21 protein-coding genes and 1 other RNA gene are annotated in these 18,153 nt (G+C 36.8%); 16 read left to right on the top strand and 6 right to left on the bottom strand.

What is annotated here, in order from left to right; translation table 11 throughout:
• Positions 1 to 19: 19 nt before the first annotated feature.
• Positions 20 to 547 carry a YhcN/YlaJ family sporulation lipoprotein gene (locus BFL01S_RS07745; protein WP_138117180.1) on the bottom strand — a complete coding sequence of 176 codons (528 nt, stop codon included), beginning with the start codon at positions 545 to 547 and terminating at the stop codon, positions 20 to 22.
• 113 nt (positions 548 to 660) lie between these two features.
• On the opposite strand from BFL01S_RS07745, the gene BFL01S_RS20685 reads away from it, so the two are divergent.
• The 3 genes from BFL01S_RS20685 to BFL01S_RS07735 all read left to right on the top strand — a co-directional run bounded on the left by BFL01S_RS20685 (position 661) and on the right by BFL01S_RS07735 (position 2,106).
• Positions 661 to 831, top strand: a complete 171-nt coding sequence (locus tag BFL01S_RS20685) for a hypothetical protein (RefSeq protein WP_167556154.1) — start codon at positions 661 to 663, stop codon at positions 829 to 831.
• A gap of 338 nt (positions 832 to 1,169) precedes the next feature.
• The gene (locus BFL01S_RS07740) at positions 1,170 to 1,373 is read left to right on the top strand and encodes a cold-shock protein (protein ID WP_025907130.1); all 204 of its coding nucleotides are present in this window, start codon (positions 1,170 to 1,172) and stop codon (positions 1,371 to 1,373) included.
• A gap of 118 nt (positions 1,374 to 1,491) precedes the next feature.
• Complete coding sequence (locus tag BFL01S_RS07735) at positions 1,492 to 2,106, top strand: acetate uptake transporter (protein ID WP_025907132.1); 615 nt, start codon at positions 1,492 to 1,494, stop codon at positions 2,104 to 2,106.
• A gap of 39 nt (positions 2,107 to 2,145) precedes the next feature.
• Here the strand turns inward: BFL01S_RS07735 and BFL01S_RS07730 are convergent, their stop codons facing one another.
• The 3 genes from BFL01S_RS07730 to BFL01S_RS07715 form a co-directional block, all read right to left on the bottom strand.
• Positions 2,146 to 3,048, bottom strand: coding sequence for an AEC family transporter (locus BFL01S_RS07730; protein WP_061785371.1), 903 nt, complete (start codon positions 3,046 to 3,048; stop codon positions 2,146 to 2,148).
• Between the two features lie 516 nt (positions 3,049 to 3,564).
• A complete protein-coding gene (locus BFL01S_RS07720) occupies positions 3,565 to 3,867 on the bottom strand; it encodes a DUF6509 family protein (protein WP_061785369.1) in 303 nt (100 codons plus the stop codon).
• 125 nt (positions 3,868 to 3,992) lie between these two features.
• Positions 3,993 to 4,286 (bottom strand): putative quinol monooxygenase, encoded by a 294-nt coding sequence (locus tag BFL01S_RS07715; protein WP_061785368.1) that lies wholly within the window; start codon positions 4,284 to 4,286, stop codon positions 3,993 to 3,995.
• 135 nt (positions 4,287 to 4,421) lie between these two features.
• Between BFL01S_RS07715 and BFL01S_RS07710 the strand changes: the two genes are divergently transcribed.
• The 5 genes from BFL01S_RS07710 (at position 4,422) to BFL01S_RS07690 (ending at position 8,861) form a co-directional block, all read left to right on the top strand.
• A complete protein-coding gene (locus BFL01S_RS07710) occupies positions 4,422 to 4,862 on the top strand; it encodes a MarR family winged helix-turn-helix transcriptional regulator (protein ID WP_061785367.1) in 441 nt (146 codons plus the stop codon).
• Between the two features lie 259 nt (positions 4,863 to 5,121).
• A complete protein-coding gene (locus tag BFL01S_RS07705; RefSeq protein ID WP_061785366.1) occupies positions 5,122 to 6,072 on the top strand; it encodes an ABC transporter permease in 951 nt (316 codons plus the stop codon).
• Positions 6,065 to 7,015, top strand: a complete 951-nt coding sequence (locus BFL01S_RS07700; RefSeq protein WP_061785365.1) for an iron chelate uptake ABC transporter family permease subunit — start codon at positions 6,065 to 6,067, stop codon at positions 7,013 to 7,015. Before BFL01S_RS07705 ends, BFL01S_RS07700 begins: the two co-directional genes overlap by 8 nt.
• Positions 7,012 to 7,773: an iron ABC transporter ATP-binding protein gene (locus BFL01S_RS07695; protein WP_061785364.1), complete on the top strand. Its 762-nt coding sequence runs from the start codon at positions 7,012 to 7,014 to the stop codon at positions 7,771 to 7,773. The genes BFL01S_RS07700 and BFL01S_RS07695 overlap by 4 nt, the downstream gene beginning before the upstream one ends.
• Positions 7,774 to 7,907: 134 nt before the next feature.
• Positions 7,908 to 8,861 (top strand): siderophore ABC transporter substrate-binding protein, encoded by a 954-nt coding sequence (locus BFL01S_RS07690; protein ID WP_061785363.1) that lies wholly within the window; start codon positions 7,908 to 7,910, stop codon positions 8,859 to 8,861.
• Positions 8,862 to 8,897: 36 nt separating this feature from the next.
• Here BFL01S_RS07690 and BFL01S_RS07685 read toward each other — a convergent pair whose 3' ends face one another.
• Entirely contained in the window at positions 8,898 to 9,173 is a 276-nt protein-coding gene (locus BFL01S_RS07685; RefSeq protein ID WP_025907150.1) for a DUF4282 domain-containing protein, read from the bottom strand.
• 160 nt (positions 9,174 to 9,333) lie between these two features.
• Here BFL01S_RS07685 and BFL01S_RS07680 point away from each other — a divergent pair, with 160 nt between their 5' ends.
• Both BFL01S_RS07680 and BFL01S_RS07675 read left to right on the top strand, forming a co-directional pair.
• Positions 9,334 to 9,804: a GNAT family N-acetyltransferase gene (locus tag BFL01S_RS07680; RefSeq protein ID WP_061785362.1), complete on the top strand. Its 471-nt coding sequence runs from the start codon at positions 9,334 to 9,336 to the stop codon at positions 9,802 to 9,804.
• Positions 9,805 to 9,819: 15 nt separating this feature from the next.
• Entirely contained in the window at positions 9,820 to 11,856 is a 2,037-nt protein-coding gene (locus tag BFL01S_RS07675) for a thioredoxin domain-containing protein (RefSeq protein WP_061785361.1), read from the top strand.
• A gap of 39 nt (positions 11,857 to 11,895) precedes the next feature.
• On the opposite strand, the gene BFL01S_RS07670 is transcribed toward BFL01S_RS07675, so the two are convergent.
• The gene (locus BFL01S_RS07670; protein ID WP_025909359.1) at positions 11,896 to 12,147 is read right to left on the bottom strand and encodes a hypothetical protein; all 252 of its coding nucleotides are present in this window, start codon (positions 12,145 to 12,147) and stop codon (positions 11,896 to 11,898) included.
• Between the two features lie 107 nt (positions 12,148 to 12,254).
• Here BFL01S_RS07670 and BFL01S_RS07665 point away from each other — a divergent pair, with 107 nt between their 5' ends.
• The 6 genes from BFL01S_RS07665 to rnpB all read left to right on the top strand — a co-directional run bounded on the left by BFL01S_RS07665 (position 12,255) and on the right by rnpB (position 18,043).
• Entirely contained in the window at positions 12,255 to 14,525 is a 2,271-nt protein-coding gene (locus BFL01S_RS07665) for a DEAD/DEAH box helicase (RefSeq protein WP_025909360.1), read from the top strand.
• A 9-nt stretch (positions 14,526 to 14,534) separates the two neighbouring features.
• A complete protein-coding gene (locus BFL01S_RS07660) occupies positions 14,535 to 15,791 on the top strand; it encodes a ribonuclease H-like domain-containing protein (protein ID WP_061785360.1) in 1,257 nt (418 codons plus the stop codon).
• A 351-nt stretch (positions 15,792 to 16,142) separates the two neighbouring features.
• Entirely contained in the window at positions 16,143 to 16,529 is a 387-nt protein-coding gene (locus tag BFL01S_RS07655) for a spore coat protein (RefSeq protein WP_061785359.1), read from the top strand.
• A 72-nt stretch (positions 16,530 to 16,601) separates the two neighbouring features.
• Positions 16,602 to 17,153, top strand: a complete 552-nt coding sequence (locus tag BFL01S_RS07650) for an SLOG family protein (RefSeq protein WP_025909363.1) — start codon at positions 16,602 to 16,604, stop codon at positions 17,151 to 17,153.
• Positions 17,154 to 17,256: 103 nt separating this feature from the next.
• Positions 17,257 to 17,592: a cell division regulator GpsB gene (gene gpsB, locus BFL01S_RS07645; RefSeq protein ID WP_025909364.1), complete on the top strand. Its 336-nt coding sequence runs from the start codon at positions 17,257 to 17,259 to the stop codon at positions 17,590 to 17,592.
• A gap of 68 nt (positions 17,593 to 17,660) precedes the next feature.
• Positions 17,661 to 18,043: RNase P RNA component class B (gene rnpB, locus BFL01S_RS07640), an RNA gene on the top strand.
• Positions 18,044 to 18,153: the final 110 nt, after the last annotated feature.

Raw genomic sequence — 18,153 nt, 5'->3', positions numbered from 1 at the left:
TATCTCAGTCTCTTTTTAATTAACGATTGTTCGGAAATACTCGGCGTACTACTTCATTAAATTCGTCGATAATGCCGGTAATTGGCTGTCCATCTTCCAACTTGTTAACATAACTATTCATGCGATCAACAAAATCTGGGTTTGTTGAAACATATACTTCTTGAATGTTGTTGTTAGATTTTTTAACCTCATCAGCAATTTTTGTTTCCATTTCTTTTGTTAACTTGCCTTCTTTTTTATCTTCTAAAACTGCTGCAACATACGCATCACGATTCATTATAACAACGTTTGCATTTTTCACTTCACTTAATGCATTTACTCGATCGGCTGCACCGTTTGCTACTTCCATGCGTGATTCAGCATATTGATCACGCTTTTTTTCTTGCGTTACGTCATTCATATTGTTATCCATTTCATTTTCATATGAAACGTTGCGGACCGTATCGTCATTAATGAGGCCATCTTTTCCTTGGTCTGTAGTGTTACAACCAAATAATGATAAAATTGTTGCGAAACTAACTGCTACAAAAAGTGATTTTTTTATCATGTCTCATTCCTCCTTGTGAAATAATTTTCGTTCGTTAGCTTTCGTTAAACGAGGTGAAAACATACATAGAAATTTGAAATAAGCTTATACTAAGCCAAAAAGGAGTGGTAAAAATGAACCGTGGAATTGAAGAAAGCTTATTGATTATACGAAGCGAAACAGGGAATGAACATGAGAAAACAACCTTTGCTTTAACAGAAGTAGAAGCACGATTGTTATTTGAAACGCTACAAAATAAGCGTAAAGAAGTCATCGATGAAGATTTAGACAATATGCTTACATAATAGAGAGGTGAGAGCCGAACCTGTTGATTCGGCTTTGTATTCTTTTTTAAATCAAGAAAAGAAGAATGTAAAAAACTACCGTTCTCTCTTGCATTTTAGAAAAAGTTATTGTAGAATGAAAACGTAAACATTTTTAATTTTTAAATAAAAAATTAAGTGCTCTCACTTATTTCAGAATGAGAGGATTTATTGCGAACTAGATGGTTGATACACAATTCACGTGTTATAAAGGAGATCTACTTCGTAGTAGAAAGTCTTTATAATATGTGAATTTTTTATTTACGGTGTAAATATAGAGTAACATATTAAATTTTTTACATTTTTTTGGAGGTTTTTTTATGGCTACTAAAGGTACAGTAAAATGGTTTAATAGTGAAAAAGGATTTGGGTTCATCGAAGTTCCAGGAGAAAATGACGTATTCGTTCATTTCTCAGCTATTCAAACAGACGGATTCAAAACATTAGAAGAAGGCCAAAGCGTAGAGTTTGAAATCGTTGAAGGTCAACGTGGTCCTCAAGCTGAAAACGTTGTAAAACTTTAATTTAAATCGTTAAAAGCTACCTTATTTAAGGTAGCTTTTTCTATTTTACAAAAATGTATTGACAGCTTCTCAATAAACAAGTACCTTATTTAAGCATGTGTATTTTAGGAGGTAAAGAATGAGTCAAGTTAAAGCACAAGAAGTAAAGATTACCACTGCTGATCCATCAGCTATTGGGTTATTCGGTTTGGCAATGGTGACGCTAGTAGCATCATCACAAAAGCTGGGCTTAACAGATGGATTAGCTTTTATTTTGCCGTGGGCTATTTTCTTAGGTGGTCTTGCGCAATTGTTCGCAGCTATTCAAGATGGCAAGCATAATAATACGTTTGGTATGACTGCATTTGGAGCATTCGGATTGTTCTGGTTCGGTGTAGCTGCTTCATGGTTAATGCAGCTAGGGGTTTTTGGAGAAGAACTCGCAGTAGTTGATGGGCGACAATTAGGTATGGCTTTTATCGGCTATTTAATTTTCAGCTTATTTATGACAGTTGGAGCAATGGAAACGAATAAAGTTCTTTTCATTATTTTTGTTCTTATCGATTTCTTATTTATTGGTTTATCATTGAGTTCGTTTAATGTTATGTACCATGTCACACATTTATTAGCTGCTTTTTCAGAGCTTTTAATTGCAATTATGTCATTCTATGGATCGGCAGCCGCAGTATTGAATACGCATTTTGGAAGAGAAGTGCTTCCGATTGGAAAACCGTTCGGGATTTTTAAAAAATGATAAAAAAGAGGAACTGTCATAGCAGTTCCTCTTTTTTATTTAGACTACAACGCTCAATATAATCGGAAGAGTAATAAGGCTCAAACAGGTGCTAATAAGCGTGGATGATGAGACAAACTCGGTGTCAGTGTTATACTCGAGCGCATACATTGTGGTATTAGCTGCTGTTGGCATGGCAGCCATAATAATGAGTATTTGCTTTGTCATTTGATCAATCGGTAAAAATTGAACAATGATAAATGCAAGAATTGGTGAAACTAATAATTTTAATGATAACGAAAAAGACAGTTTGCGAAACGCAATGTTTTTTAACTTGATATTAGCAAGCTGCATCCCTAGAACAATCATAACTGTTGGAATTGTCGCACTTGCTACTAAGCTAACTGCTTCTTCAACGGGTGGAGTTAGCGTAATATGTAGAAGTTGAAAAGTCAGCCCTAAGATGGCTCCGTATACAATTGGCATTGTTGCAACAGCACGCAAAGCAGATTTGATTCCGTTCGCCTCGGGACTGCCTTTTGCAGCATAGTAAACCCCAACGGTACACATGATGAGCTGTTGAAGAACCATTAGTACAATTGCAATATCTAATCCCATCGCTCCGAATACTAATAAGACTACAGGAGTTCCGTAGTTACCGTTATTCATAAATGCAGAAGCGAGAATCATTCCACATGTTTCCGTTGTTGAATAACTCCGGATAAACCCAATTAGCCTGACAACCGCAATGATTGATAAGCAAAGAATGAGTAAAAAAGCGCCTAGGTACAAATATGTAACAGATATTAGATTCGTATAAAACGTTTGAAAGACAAGTACAGGAGACATTAGATACAATGACATTTTTGAAATGTTTTTTGCATCAAAACCAATGGTCTTTTGGCCGATAAATCCAAGAGCGAAAATGCCGAAAATAGGAAGTAGTACTTGTAGAAACTCCATCGAATCCTCCTTTCTATAAAAAAGGTAATCTACGTATAAGGTGAGAGCTGTTTTGCACTCGCGTTCTTAGAAGCATATGTTAAGTACACGCAAAGTGATAATATAATATACTTATTATACAAGAAAAGATAAGAAGAAGGGGGAAGAACCGTGCGGGATTTTCACTGTTGTGCAACCTGTCAGCATTTTAGAAGTATAAAGCTTGAAAATGGAATGAAGTATTTTTGTTCCAGGCTGGGGTATGATACGAAACCATCCTACCAGTTTAACTGCTGGAAGCCTACAGAAATAGTAAAAAAACTAATGGAACATGAAGAAAAAAAGAAACAAAAAGAGGATGGAACATAACAAAACCTTTTCTCACCTCTTTACGTTGTCAGAATAAGTTCGTTCCATTCCACCTTGTCTCCAAAATTGTTTTCACAATCAAAATAACCTGAACGATTAAAAGTGAGGAGCTCTCAATCGTTCAGATTTATCATTGGCTGAATTACTTATGTCCCAGCCTCTTTTTGTTTATTCTCCTGTATTTTCAGCTTCTAGATGCTTGCTACAAAATGCTTGAACTTCAACAGCTTCATCATCTTCTAGTTCAAAATCTAACACCTTATTAGTAGAGATTTCATAGAAATAAGGTTGAGAAATAGAAGATTTGCCATCATTAATAATATAAAGTGTTCGGAGACCTAAGTCACTGCCTGTATATAGTTCATCTTCTTCATCTACGTCGATATAAAGGTGAAACTCATAGCGTTCACCTGATAACATTCCAAATGGATCTTGCAATTTTTCTACGGTGTATTCACGAATTGAAAACATATGTTTATCCTTTCTGTTTGAAACAAAAATTGCTCTTAGCTTAATAATATGTAAGAGAAAAGCAACTAAAGAGCTTCTTCATTATAGCGTAAATAGTAAAAGAGAACAAAGGGTGATTTTTTATTTTAAGGATTTACAAGCTTTAATAAATGAACCGTACGATTTAAAGTGAGAACTTCTGTTTGTTTCTGATAGTTTTTGTAGCGAGCACTCGATAAATGTTCATCTAAAGCATGCTTGTCTCGCCATTGTTCGTAGAAAACAAAGGTGGAGGGATTGTCAATAGATCGATGCAGGTCATATCGAATGTAGCCATTTTCGCTTTTTGAGGGTGCCAATACGTTTAGCAAGACATCATATAGTTTTTCCTCAGAACCTGGCTTTACTTCGAGGATTGCTGTTACTATTACAACTGACATAACAAATCTCCTTTGGCCACTGAAATTGTATTAGTAGTATTCCGAATATAAAGAGTTAATATGCATTTACGTAGATTGTACATAGACATTTATACGAAGGTACGATAAACTAAACCAAAAGGGGTGCACGGAAGCATGAACAAGGAAAGCTATAAATTAGATGATTCACTAGGATATCGATTGTTTCACGCCTCACGCTTAATGATGAACCGTTTAAATCATCATTTTAAAAATAACAATTATCCACTTACATATGAGCAGTGGCAGATTATGAGTCGACTATATGAAAAAGATGGCCAAACTCAAAATCAGCTAGCTATTCAAAATGAACGCGATCAAGCAAGCGTATCACGTCTAATTGATAACATGATTAAGCGTGAGTTAGTAAAGCGAGTTCCACATATAACGGATCGTCGAATTAATTTAATTTATCTAACAGAATATGGGAAAAACATCCAGTTGGAATTAGAAAAACTAGCACAGCAAACAATTAATGATGCGTCAGAGGGGTTAACAGAAGAAGAGTTAGCAACCTGCTTGTCAACGTTAAATAAAATTCGATGTAATTTACTGTAATAAGTATTCTCCGTTTGTCATGTAAGTACAAATGGAGGTTATTTCCACTTAAAAACTTGTTTAAACAAGTTTTTAAGTGGAAATAAAGAAAAAAATAGGGGGATCCTATTGACATATGATAATGATTTTCACTATCATATAATAAGTGAGAGGATAACAAGACCAGTGATGGAGACATCATTTTATTTTTTACCATGAACTGATAATGATTATCGTTATTGATATTTTTAAATTATACATAGTAAGGAAGAGTAGCAGCGTGAAAATTAGGTATCTTATTATTTTACTATTTTTATTATCGCTTATTTCGTTATTTATCGGCGTATCACCAGTAAATATTTATGGGGTCTTATCCTTTGATCAAGAGCAAATTCAAGTGCTACTAATTAGTCGTTTTCCACGATTGATTAGCATCATTATTGCTGGAGTAAGCTTAAGTATATGTGGATTGATTATGCAGCAGCTGACGAGAAATAAATTTGTTTCTCCAACGACCGCTGGAACCATGGATTCTGCACGCTTAGGTGTTTTGGTAGCATTGATGTTATTCACATCAGCTAGTCCAATTCAAAAAATGTTGGTTGCATTTGTTTTCGCTTTAATTGGAACCTTCATCTTTATGAAGATTTTAGATTCTATCAAAGTAAAAGATCGAATTTTTATTCCTCTTGTTGGTTTGATGTTTGGTAATGTCATTGGTTCCATAACGACATTTTTTGCTTATAAAAATGATTTGATTCAAAGCATTGGCTCTTGGTTGCAAGGTGATTTCTCTACCATTATTTCAGGACAATATGAGTTAATCTATTTAAGTGTTCCACTGATGATTATTGCCTACTTGTATGCTAATAAATTTACGATTGCAGGAATGGGAGAGGACTTTGCTACCAATCTAGGGTTACCATTTAAGCAGGTTGTGAACATTGGGTTAGTCATCGTAGCACTTGTGTCATCTATCGTACTATTAACGGTTGGAATGATTCCTTTTTTAGGATTAATCATTCCGAATATTGTGTCAATATATGCTGGAGATCATTTGAAAAACAGTCTTCCGCAAACAGCTTTGCTTGGAGCGGTTTTTGTATTGACTTGTGATATTTTAGGACGAGTTATCATTTATCCATACGAGATTTCCATTGGTATGATGGTTGGCGTCATTGGTAGTGGGATATTCTTGTACATGTTGATTAGGAGAAAGGCTTATGAGTAATCGATTAAAATTAATAGTTTTAGCAACCGTGGCAGTTGGCGTAACTTTATTATTTTTATTTTATCAATCAAATGGTAATTGGGACTATATTCTGCCAAGGCGTCTAGAGAAATTAGCAGCAATTATCCTAACGGGATTTTCCATTGCAGTTTCCACCGTGGTGTTTCAAACAATCACTAACAATCGGATTTTAACGCCTAGTATTATTGGATTAGACTCTTTGTATATGCTTATTCAGACCATTCTTATTTTTCTATTCGGTTCAATGAATATTGTGACGGTGAATAAAAATATAAACTTTGCAATTTCCATTGTAGGGATGGTTTTGTTTGCCATGCTTCTCTATCAAATGTTGTTTAAAAAAGAAGGAAAAAGTAACATTTATTTTTTACTGTTAGTCGGGTTGATTTTTGGAACGTTTTTCCAAAGTGTCTCTTCCTTCATGCAAGTATTAATTGATCCGAATGAATTTCTAATGGTACAAGATCGAATGTTTGCGAGCTTTAATAATGTTCAGACAGAACTGCTTTTTCTATCTTTCTTATTAATTATCATACTAAGCGTATATGGGTCTCGGTATGTTAAATATTTAGACGTTTTATCACTTGGGAGAGAAGAAGCCATTAACCTTGGAATTGACTATGATGCAGTGACAAAAAAGCTTCTTGTGTTAATTGCTATCTTTATTTCTATTGCAACAGCATTGGTTGGACCCATTACTTTCTTAGGCTTGCTGGTTGTTAACGTAGCGCACGAAGTATTTAAAACGTATCGCCACACGTATCTTCTAAGTGGCTCTATTATCATTAGTATTTTCTCTTTAGTAGGTGGTTTACTAGTTGTTGAACGCGTCTTCACGTTTTCAACAACGCTCAGCGTCATTATTAACTTTATTGGTGGCGTGTATTTTCTTTATCTTTTATTGAAGGGGAGTAGAACATGATTACTGTTAACGGCGTGACAAAAAAGTACGGAAACAAAAAAGTAATAGATGATGTATCTGTTCAAATTCAAAAGGGAAAGATTACGTCATTCATCGGACCGAATGGAGCAGGGAAAAGTACGCTGCTATCTATGATTAGTCGCATCTTAAAGAGAGATGAAGGTGAGATTCTATTAGAAGGTCACGATGTGATGAACTCAAAAAGCAACGAATTAGCAAAGAAAATTTCAATCTTAAAACAAACAAACCATTTAACGATGCGACTTACGATTCGAGAACTCGTATCATTTGGTAGGTTTCCTTATTCACAAGGAAAGTTAAAGAAAGAAGATATAGCTTATATAGATGAAGCGATTGCATATATGGAGCTTGAAGATATGCAGCATAAGTATATTGATGAGCTAAGCGGTGGGCAGAGGCAACGAGCATATATTGCAATGGTCTTAGCTCAAAATACGGATTATATCTTACTTGATGAACCTTTAAATAATTTAGATATGAAGCATTCTGTTCAAATCATGAAGGTTTTAAGAAGGCTTGTGGATGAGCTAGGGAAAACGATTATTATTGTCATTCACGACATTAATTTTGCCTCATGCTATTCAGATTATATTGTTGCTTTAAAGAATGGACAACTCATTAAGCATGGAGCAACTTCTGAAATTATTAAAGAAGATGTTCTTTTAGACGTCTATGATATGCATATTCCTATTCAAACAATTGATGGAAACAAGATAGGCGTTTATTTTTCAGCTTAGATCAAGGTGATTGTTATTTTAATCCATTAAGAGGTTGTTTAGCGCGGGGCCCTTTACATGAAGTGCGAAAATAGCAGCTTATGATTAGAGTAATTCACATATATTTTAAATACAGCGAAAAGGATGGAAGTTAGATGAAGAAGTTATATATGGTATTTCTAGCAGCGTTGCTTGCAGTTATAGTTGCGGCTTGCGGATCAAATGAAGCTAGCACGACTGCAGACAATGAAAAGAAAGAAACGAAAAAGGAAGAAACAATCACGGTTCAGCATGAATTAGGAGAAACAAAAGTAGATAAAAATCCAGATAAGATAGTAGTCTTTGATTTTGGTACATTAGATTCTATGGACAAATTAGGAATCAACGTAACTGGTGTTCCGCAGGATAGCATGCCTTCTTATCTATCAAAATATGAAGATAAGAAGTATGAAAATGTAGGAGGATTAAAAGAACCTGACTTTGAAAAAATCAGCGAAATCAATCCAGATTTAATCATTATTTCAGGGCGTCAAGCTGATCAATACGACGAGTTTACAAAGATTGCACCGACAATTCATATGGGTTTAGACACAGAGAACTATATGACTTCATTTAAGAAAAATGCACAAACGTTAGGCGAAATCTTTGGCAAAGAAGCAGAGGTAGAAAAAGAGGTAGCGGCTGTTGAAAAAACAATGGCAACTGTGAAAGAAGAAGCTCAAGCTTCAAAGAAAAATGGTTTAATTGTTCTTGTTAACGAAGGAAAAGTAAGCGCATATGGACCAGGCTCACGCTTTGGTATCATTCATGATGAACTAGGAATTACGCCAGTTGATGCTGGTATCGAAGCTTCCACGCATGGTCAAGGCGTGTCGTTTGAATACATTGTAGAGAAGAATCCTGATTACTTGTTTGTAGTGGATCGTAGCGCAGTTGTAGGTGGGGAATCATCTGCTAAGCAAGCGCTAGAAAACGAGCTAATCAAAAAAACAAAAGCTTATAAAGAAGGAAACATTGTTTATTTAGATCCGAACTACTGGTACTTATCAGGTGGGGGACTACTTTCAGTAGCTGAGATGGCGAAAGAAATTGAAAAAGCAGTACAATGATGAAAAAGCGATGCGGTTTAAACCGCATCGCTTTTTTTATTCTTGATTCTTTATTTCTGCCATTTTATGAAGAGCTTCATGCATTTTAAATACAACAATTAGGGTTTCACAGTAAATGCGCGTAAATAGTGGCCCCACCACAATTAATGCTAGGCCTAAAAAGACAAGGGAACCACCACCATACATGCTATTAATTCCACTTACAATAAATCCAAAACCTAATAGAATGGTTAAGACAGAGACAATAATGAAGACAATTTTAATGATAGAAGGTGTTAACATCTTGTCGAAGTTGAAAAAGCTACTATTCATTTAATTTCTCTCCTTTGGTGTGTAGACTAGTTGTTTTGTCCTTTTATACATATCAACAAGCACGGCTATTTAGAACAGAATCACTTTATTTTTTTAACGTTAAGAACCAGATAAGTTATAATGATAGAAAAGTAAAGAAGACAAACAGATGGAGGAACAAATGATTAAAGAAAATAGTGTGCTAAATAATCAGCAAGCAAAAGCCATTTTAGCTTTACAAAAACGATCATACGAAGTTGAAGCATCAATTATTCGTAGTCGTCAGATTCCACCTTTGCAAGAAACGCTCCTCCACCTACAACAATCTAAAGAGATATTTTTGGGATACTACATAGAAGACACGTTAGCCGGCGTTATTTCGTTTAAAGTGCTGGGGAAAGAGTTAGATATTTACCGGTTGTTTATTGATCCTGCGCATTTTAAACAAGGAATTGCTCAAAAATTACTAGCCTTTGTAGAAAAAAACTATTCAGCTACTAAGATATCTATTTCAACGGCTTCAAAGAATATGCCAGCTATTTGTCTTTATCAAAAGAAAGGCTTTTTCGTGATAAGAACTACAAAAATAAATGATGAGCTAACCCTAGTTCATTTGGAGAAAGTAATAGAAGGCGGTAAACTATCATTATAGAAAGAAGGTGTAAAGATGCAAAAATATACTAACGCACTGATTCATGAGAAATCTCCTTATCTGCTACAGCACGCACATAACCCAGTTAATTGGTATCCGTGGGGAGAAGAAGCCTTTGAAAAAGCCAGGCGTGAAAATAAGCCTGTATTTGTATCAATTGGATATAGCACTTGTCATTGGTGCCACGTGATGGAAAAAGAAAGCTTTGAAGATGAAGAAGTCGCAGATTTATTAAATAGACACTTTATTGCAATTAAAGTAGACCGCGAAGAGCGACCAGATATCGATTCCATTTACATGCGCGTATGCCAAATGATGACCAATCACGGAGGTTGGCCTTTAAACGTCTTTTTAACACCTGACCAAAAACCGTTTTATGCGGGTACCTATTTCCCAAAGAATAGCGCTTATAATAGACCAGGTATGATGGATGCGCTACCACAGCTCGCTGAAAAGTTTCTGCATGAGCGGTCCTTTGTTGAAAAGGTAGGAGAGCAGGTTGTAAAAGGTTTAAAAGCTTCTGTACATATTCCTTCAGACAGCACACTTGATGAAGCCACCCTTCATCAAGCATTTCAGCAGCTCGTTGGTCAATTTGATCCAGTGTATGGAGGATTTGGGCAATCACCGAAATTTCCAATGCCGCATACGCTGACATTTTTGCTTCGATATCATCGATTAACCAATAATGATACGGCGCTGTTAATGGTTGAAAAAACGCTTGATTCGTTAGCCTCAAGCGGTCTCTATGATCAAATTGGTGGTGGATTTGCGAGGTATTCAACAGATCAACAATGGATGATTCCGCACTTTGAAAAAATGCTCTATGACCAAGGGCTGTTGCTACATGCTTATATTGAAGCATATCAAATGACGAAGAAACAGCGCTATCGTGAAATAATTGAAGAGAGTATCACATTTTTAATTCGTGAAATGAGAGATAGTCAAACGGGTGCATTCTATTCAGCGATTGACGCTGACTCAGAAGGAGCAGAAGGAACCTATTACGTATGGTCAAAAGAAGAAATAACAAACCTTTTCACTGAAGAGGAAGCCGAGTTTGTCTGCAGTGCATATAGCATTACGGAAGAAGGGAACTTTGAAGGCAAGAACCACCTTCATTTAATTCCAACGGAAATAGAAGAGCTAGCCAAGCGCAGTAAACAATCCGTTGAAGAAACGGAAACTAAGCTAAAAAAATGCAATGAAAAACTGTTAAAAGAGCGTCAAAAACGCATATACCCTCACGTTGATGATAAGATTTTAACATCTTGGAATGGCTTGATTATAAGCGCATTAGCAAAAGCGGGTCGGACATTGCAAAATGAAACATTTACAGAGCTAGCTGAGCAGGCTGCGCTTTTTATCCACGAAAATATGTACGAGACGGAGCGCTTAATGGTTCGCTATCGTGAAGGAGAAGTAAAGGAAAAAGGTTTAATTGATGACTATGCGTTTTTATTATGGGCTTATAACGATCTTTACGATGCGACACTCAAAGTAGATTATCTTACGAAGGCGAAAGCACTTGCAGAGAATATGACTTCATTATTTTGGGATGAAGACAAAGGCGGGTTTTTCTTTACTGGAAGTGATGCAGAGCAACTGCTTGTGCGTGAAAAAGAAGTGTACGATGGTGCTCTCCCATCCGGTAATAGCGTCGCCGTTTGCCAGCTTTTACGTTTAGGTCACCGAACAGGAAACGAAAAGTTATTACAAATGGTTGAAAAGATGGAGCGAACGTTTTATTCACTTATTCGAATGCAAGCCAGTAGCCATACGCAGTTTTTACAAGCGCGGCTTGAACAAGCAATCGGGATAAAAGAAATGGTTGTGTTAACTAAAGGTAAAGTAGAAGAAATACAGCTTTTGAAGACGTCATTTATACCAGAAGTTGTATGGTTGGTTGGGAATAAAAACGAACTGATGCCACATGCTGATTTCCTAGAGAGCTATGACCAAAGAGGTGAGTCGACCATTTATGTATGTAAAGATTTTGCGTGCGAGCGTCCGTCTATGGAAATAAAAAAGGCTATTGAAGCAGTTTTATAAAAGTAATAAAATACCGCCATTCCTCTATGGCGGTATTTTTTATGATAGTTGCTTGCTTTCAGCGTGTTTTACAAATGTATATTCATCTTCAATTAAACCACATGCTGCGCACTGAATGCGGCGTTCTGGGCCACGGTATGGCGCATGGAAAGCATCTAGTGAATCATTGGTATATTCTGTTACAACGTCACCAGAGCGAGGATCTAATTTGACTGCCGTAGCTTTTTGCTCAATGATATTAAAGCGCGTTCGGTTTGTTTTACAGCTTGGACATAAATAAGGATTTCCCATGTTGTCCACCTCCTAGTTGTTACGATGTCCCTTTTTTGAAAAAACATACAAAAACTAATGATTTGAAACAAGCCTTAAATTCGTTAAAATAAAGCTAGGTGATGAAGATGAAAATACGTAAAAATTTACAAGAAGTAATGAACGTGTTGCAAACGAATGAACAGTTTAAATCCAACATCGTTCATTGGCATACAATTGAAGAAAAAGAAGCAAAAACAAGTCCTTTTCCTTCACAAATTCATGAGAAAATACGTGCGGGATTAGAGAAGAGAGGAATTCTATCGCTTTATACGCATCAAGCTACAGCTTTTACATATGCGTATGAGAAGAAAAATGTAGTTGCCGTTACGCCTACTGCTTCAGGAAAGACGCTTTGTTACAACCTTCCTGTCCTTCAAAGTATCATGGAAAATGAGCAGTCCCGTGCGCTATATTTGTTTCCAACAAAAGCTCTTGCACAAGACCAAAAGACGGAGCTAAATGAACTGATTGAAGAAATGGACGTTTCAATTAACAGCTACACATACGATGGAGACACGCCAGCTAATATTCGTCAAAAGGTGCGCAAAGCGGGTCATGTTGTCATTACAAATCCTGATATGCTTCACTCTGCTATTTTGCCTCATCATACAAAATGGGTATCGTTGTTTGAGAATTTAAAGTATATCGTTATTGATGAGCTTCATACGTATCGAGGCGTATTCGGAAGCCACGTAGCAAACGTTATTCGACGCTTGAAGCGAATATGCCGCTATTATGGCAGTAACCCAGTGTTTATATGTACGTCCGCTACAATTGCCAATCCAAAAGAGCTTGCAGAGCATCTTTTAGGAGAGCAGGTGGAGCTTGTCGATAATAACGGAGCACCGAGTGGAAAAAAACATTTTATCTTTTACAACCCACCCGTCGTAAATAAGCCACTAAATATTAGGAGAAGCGCTACGCTGGAGGTTCGTAACATCGCAGGAGAGTTTTTGAAGAATAAAATCCAAACAATCGTTTTTGCTCGAAGTCGCGTTCGGGTTGAAATTATCTTAACGTATTTACAAGAGCTTGTAAAAAATCAGCTGAAAGGTAAATCGATTCAAGGGTACCGGGGGGGATACTTACCTAAGCAGAGACGTGAAATTGAAAAGGGACTGCGTAGAGGAGAAATTTATGGGGTCGTCAGCACAAATGCACTAGAGCTTGGAGTAGATATTGGGCAGCTGCAAGTATGTGTGATGACAGGTTATCCTGGAACAGTTGCAAGTGCTTGGCAACAAGCTGGACGTGCAGGGCGCAGACACGGAGAAGCCGTTATTGTGATGGTTGCTAGTTCGAGCCCGCTGGATCAATATATGATTCAAAACCCTGAATATTTCTTCAGTCGTAACCCTGAAAGGGCACGCATTAATCCTGATAACTTAGTGATCTTAGTGGATCATTTAAAGTGTGCCTCCTATGAACTACCCTTTAAGCAAGGAGAAACGTTTGACGGTGTGGATATTGAAGATGTATTGGAGTTTTTAGGAGAAGAGCGCGTGATTCACCTAAGCGGTGATAAGTGGTATTGGATGAACGATTCATTTCCAGCTCACAATATCAGTTTGAGATCTGCTTCACAAGAAAATGTCGTTATTATTGATCAGTCAGACGTCGCCAACGTAAAGGTCATCGGAGAGATGGACCGTTTCAGTGCCATGACGCTTTTACATGATGAAGCTATTTATTTACATCAAGGTATTCAATATCAAGTTGAGTATTTAGATTGGGATGAAAAAAAAGCATACGTACGTGAAGTCACCGCTGATTATTTTACAGACGCCAATTTAGCCGTTAACTTAAAAGTGTTGGAAGCCGATAAAGAAACGAAAGCACCTTCTTATACGATGGGATACGGAGATGTAATGGTAAGCGCGATGGCTACTATTTTTAAGAAGATTAAATTTGAGACGCATGAAAACATTGGGTCAGGTCCAATTCATTTGCCTGAGGAAGAGCTGCATACCAATGCAGTTTGGCTTAGTTTTTCAAAAGAAGTATTCCAAGAGTCAGAAGAACGATTAGAACAGGCTCTATTATCAGTTGCTACTACCATTCAGTCAATTGCACCGTTAATGGTGATGTGTGACCCTTCTGATTTACATGTTGTTCCGCAAGTGAAAGCCGTTCATAATGAAGAGCCAACCATCTTTTTATATGATCGTTACCCTGGTGGAATTGGACTGAGTGATAAAGTATACGAACAAATGAAAGAAGTGTTAGAAGAAGCGCAGCAGCTTATTGCTACTTGTCATTGTGAAAGCGGCTGTCCATCCTGTATTGGATTAGAGGGGCAAGGTGAACATGCTAAACAGGATGCGCTCTCACTGCTTCAGCTATTATTAGCAAGGTAGGTGCAAGAAATGTCGTTGAAAAATAAGCTTAATCGAATGAAAAAGCATTTGCATGTGGAAGAGAAAGTGCCTGTTTTAAAAAGTGAACCGGTTAATCATCAACGAATAGCCTATGAACAGCAGTGGAATGAAAAATTTGCTAAGCCTTATTTTAGCGAGGATAACTACTGCATGATTCGTGAAGTGCGCTATCCAATTGGCTATCGTCACGGACATTATGCATTTTCAGAACTACAGAAAGTGATAGAAGCATGGAATAAGTCTCCGCTATCACATCCACTTTCTGCAAAAGGGCATAAAATGTCGGATTTGTTTTTCTTCGATACAGAAACGACGGGGTTGAGTACGGGAACAGGAACGACTATCTTTTTACTGGGCTATGCACAGGTGATAGAAGATGAAGTGATATTTAGGCAGCATGTGTTAACCGAGCCAAGCGGTGAAGTTGCGTTTTACGAAAGCTTTTTAAAAGCCGTTGATTATACAACGCTCGTCACTTATAACGGAAAGTCTTTTGATTGGCCTCATGTAAAAACAAGACACACGTTATTAAGAGACCATTTACCGAAACTTCCTAAGTTTGGGCATTTTGATTTACTACACGCTTCAAGAAGGCTTTGGAAACATAAAATGGATTCTGTTAAGCTTGCAAATGTTGAAAAAGAGGTGCTGGGGGTTGAACGTGTTAATGATGTCCCAGGGTTTTTAGCACCAATGATTTATTTTGATTTCATAGAAAGCAAAAATCCTCAAGGGTTATTTGAAGTAATGGATCATAATGAATCAGATATCCTCTCTTTAATTACGCTCTATATTCACCTGTCAAAGCAACTTCTCTCTGAGCATAAAGCTACGTTGAAAGAGAAATTTGAAGTCGCTCGTTGGTACGAACAGCTCGGTGAAAAACAAGAGGCGTTAGCATTGTATGAAGATGTGGCTAATGCAAAAAGTGATGAAGAGTATCAAGCGATCCGAGCTATTGCTTTTGAGCATAAGCGTAACAAGCAATTTGAAAAGGCAGAAGAGCTGTTTTTATATGTTGTTTCCAACGCGCCAATACTTCTTCAAACTGAAGCAGCTGTTGAGCTTGCTAAATTATATGAACATAAGTTTAAAAACTATGAGCGTGGGGTATTTTATGCAGAAAAAGCCTTACAGCTGACGGAAGAAAGTCAAACGTTCATTGAAAATGATAAACTAGAAGCTCTATACAAGCGGATTAATCGGGTTAGATATAAAGATAAAATGTATACATCTCACTTATAATGATTGTTAATTTATTACTGAAAATTCCAAATTGTTAAATTTTAGTTTTCTCTATTTTAAATATTGTTCTATTTTTCAGTCGTTGATAAAATAAGACATTGTATTGCTGTTTTAGCAATTTATATCAAAAATATAGAACTTTGGTGAGATGGAGAGAAGTAATATGAAAAATGTCATTTTGGTATCATTTTTCGCAATTATTTGTTTGACGGTAATTATTTTTAGTAGCATGAAAAACACGTACTTTTCTTTGATGTAGTTTTAGAAAATAGGTGTTTACATTAGTACATGTACACCCCTTATCACATACTGTAGTAATGTAATAACTAAACAGTGAAAGGGGAAAACATCATGTATCCAAGACCAGTAAAGTGCATGCCACCAATCGTGCACCCAACAAAATGTTGTACACAGTTTAACAATCAGGAGGTAGTTGTACCTCATATTCACCCAAGCCATAACACGCTAGTGAATCAAACGAATTTTAAACATGTACACTATTTTCCACAAACACAATCTGTTGTAAATCAACAAACAAGCCAACAGTTCTTTGGTGGTGCACAACAATTTCCTACACAAGTAGGTGGGGCAATGTCTCCAGGAATGCCCAACCAAGTGGCTGGTGCTCAAATGCCAGGTATGATGCCAGGTATGATGCCAGGTCAAGGCAATCAAGTAGCAGGAGCGATGGAAAACGGCATGATGCCAGGATATCCAGGTGCAAAAAGAAGATTTTAATAAGAAATAAATCAATTGATAGGAGCTGAATATTTCAGTTCCTATTCTTATATTTAAAGGAGTGCTTACACGATGAAAGTGCTGACAATTTCAGGGTATAAACCATTTGAATTAGGGATTTTTAATGATCAGCACCCTGGTATTTCATACATAAAAAAAGCAGTAATGAAGCGTTTAGTACCGCTCATTGAAGAAGGGCTTGAATGGGTCCTAATCAGTGGCCAGCTCGGTGTAGAATTGTGGGCTGCTGAAGTGATATTTGACCTGCAGCTGGAATACCCCCAGCTACAGCTTGGTGTATTAACCCCTTTTTTAGATCAGGAAGAGAAGTGGAACGAAGCGAATAAAGAACTTTATGAATTTATCGTGAGCCAAGCTGATTTTGTGGATAGCATTACAAAAAAGAAGTATGAAAGTCCTAATCAGTTCCGCTTGAAAAATCAATTTTTAATTGAAAAAAGCGATGGGATTTGCCTTGTATATGATGAAGAGCATGAGGGTAGCCCAAAATTTATGCTAAAAGTAGCCCAAGATAAGGCTGAAAAGAGTGAATACCCGATTATCACCATTACATCCTATGATTTACAAGATATAGTTGAAGAGGAGAAGTTTTCATCTTTTTAAACAATAGTGAAAAACATTTTGCAAGATAAATTGACAAGTTGAGCTATTTCTGAAAAAATGGTTTATAATAAACAAGAGGTTTATTGTATTCGAGGTGATTGAAATGTTAGCTGATAAAATTCGTTTAACAGCAAAAGAAATTTTGGAAAAAGAGTTCAAAACAGGAATGAGAGGCTATAATCAAGAGGAAGTCGATAAATATTTAGACTCCATTATTAAAGATTATGAAGCGTTTCATGAAGAAATCGAGTTACTACAGGCAGAAAATTTACGCTTAAAAAAGCAAGTGGAAGAGTTATCAAAACGTCCACAATCTACAACGGCACCGTCTTATACGCCGCCACCAGCACAGCAGCAGGCTGGTACGACAAACTTTGATATTTTAAAACGTTTGTCTAATCTTGAAAAGCATGTATTTGGTAGCAAGCTATACGAATGATGAAGAATAAAAATAGGAGTTGCAATTAACTCCTATTTTTATTATAATTAGAAAGGTCGTAATCAATAGCGTTTGGGTAATTGCTGCATCTCTTTGAAGATGTAGAGGAAAGTCCATGCTCGCACAGGCTGAGATGCTTGTAGTGTTCGTGCCTAGTGAAGTCATAAGCTAGGGTAGCGTAACTGCTAACGGCGGGGAAAAAGCCTAAGTCTTAGGATATGGTTTGAATACTCTGAAAGTGCCACAGTGACGAAGTCTCATTAGAAATATTGAGAGTGGAACGAGGTAAACCCCACGAGTGAGAAACCCAAATAATGGTAGGGGAACTTTCCCAAAGGAATTGAACAGAGGGAAGGACAAAATGCACGCATTTTGTAGATAGATAATTACCACCGGAGTACGAGGTAGCTAGCCGCTTGTAGTACAAAGGAACAAAACATGGCTTACAGAACGCTATTGAACAGCAGTCGACATTAGTTGTTAACCAAATATATTCGCACCAGCTCTTCATATCATGAAGAGCTTTTTTTGTGTGCTTTTTTCTGTACTAAGCCTCAGGTC

It is taken from the genome of Priestia flexa NBRC 15715, assembly GCF_001591565.1.
In the GTDB taxonomy this organism is placed as follows: Bacteria; Bacillota; Bacilli; order Bacillales; family Bacillaceae_H; genus Priestia; species Priestia flexa.
Note: the sequence above shows the minus strand (reverse complement) of the source record. Positions and strands in the feature narration are given on the sequence as shown.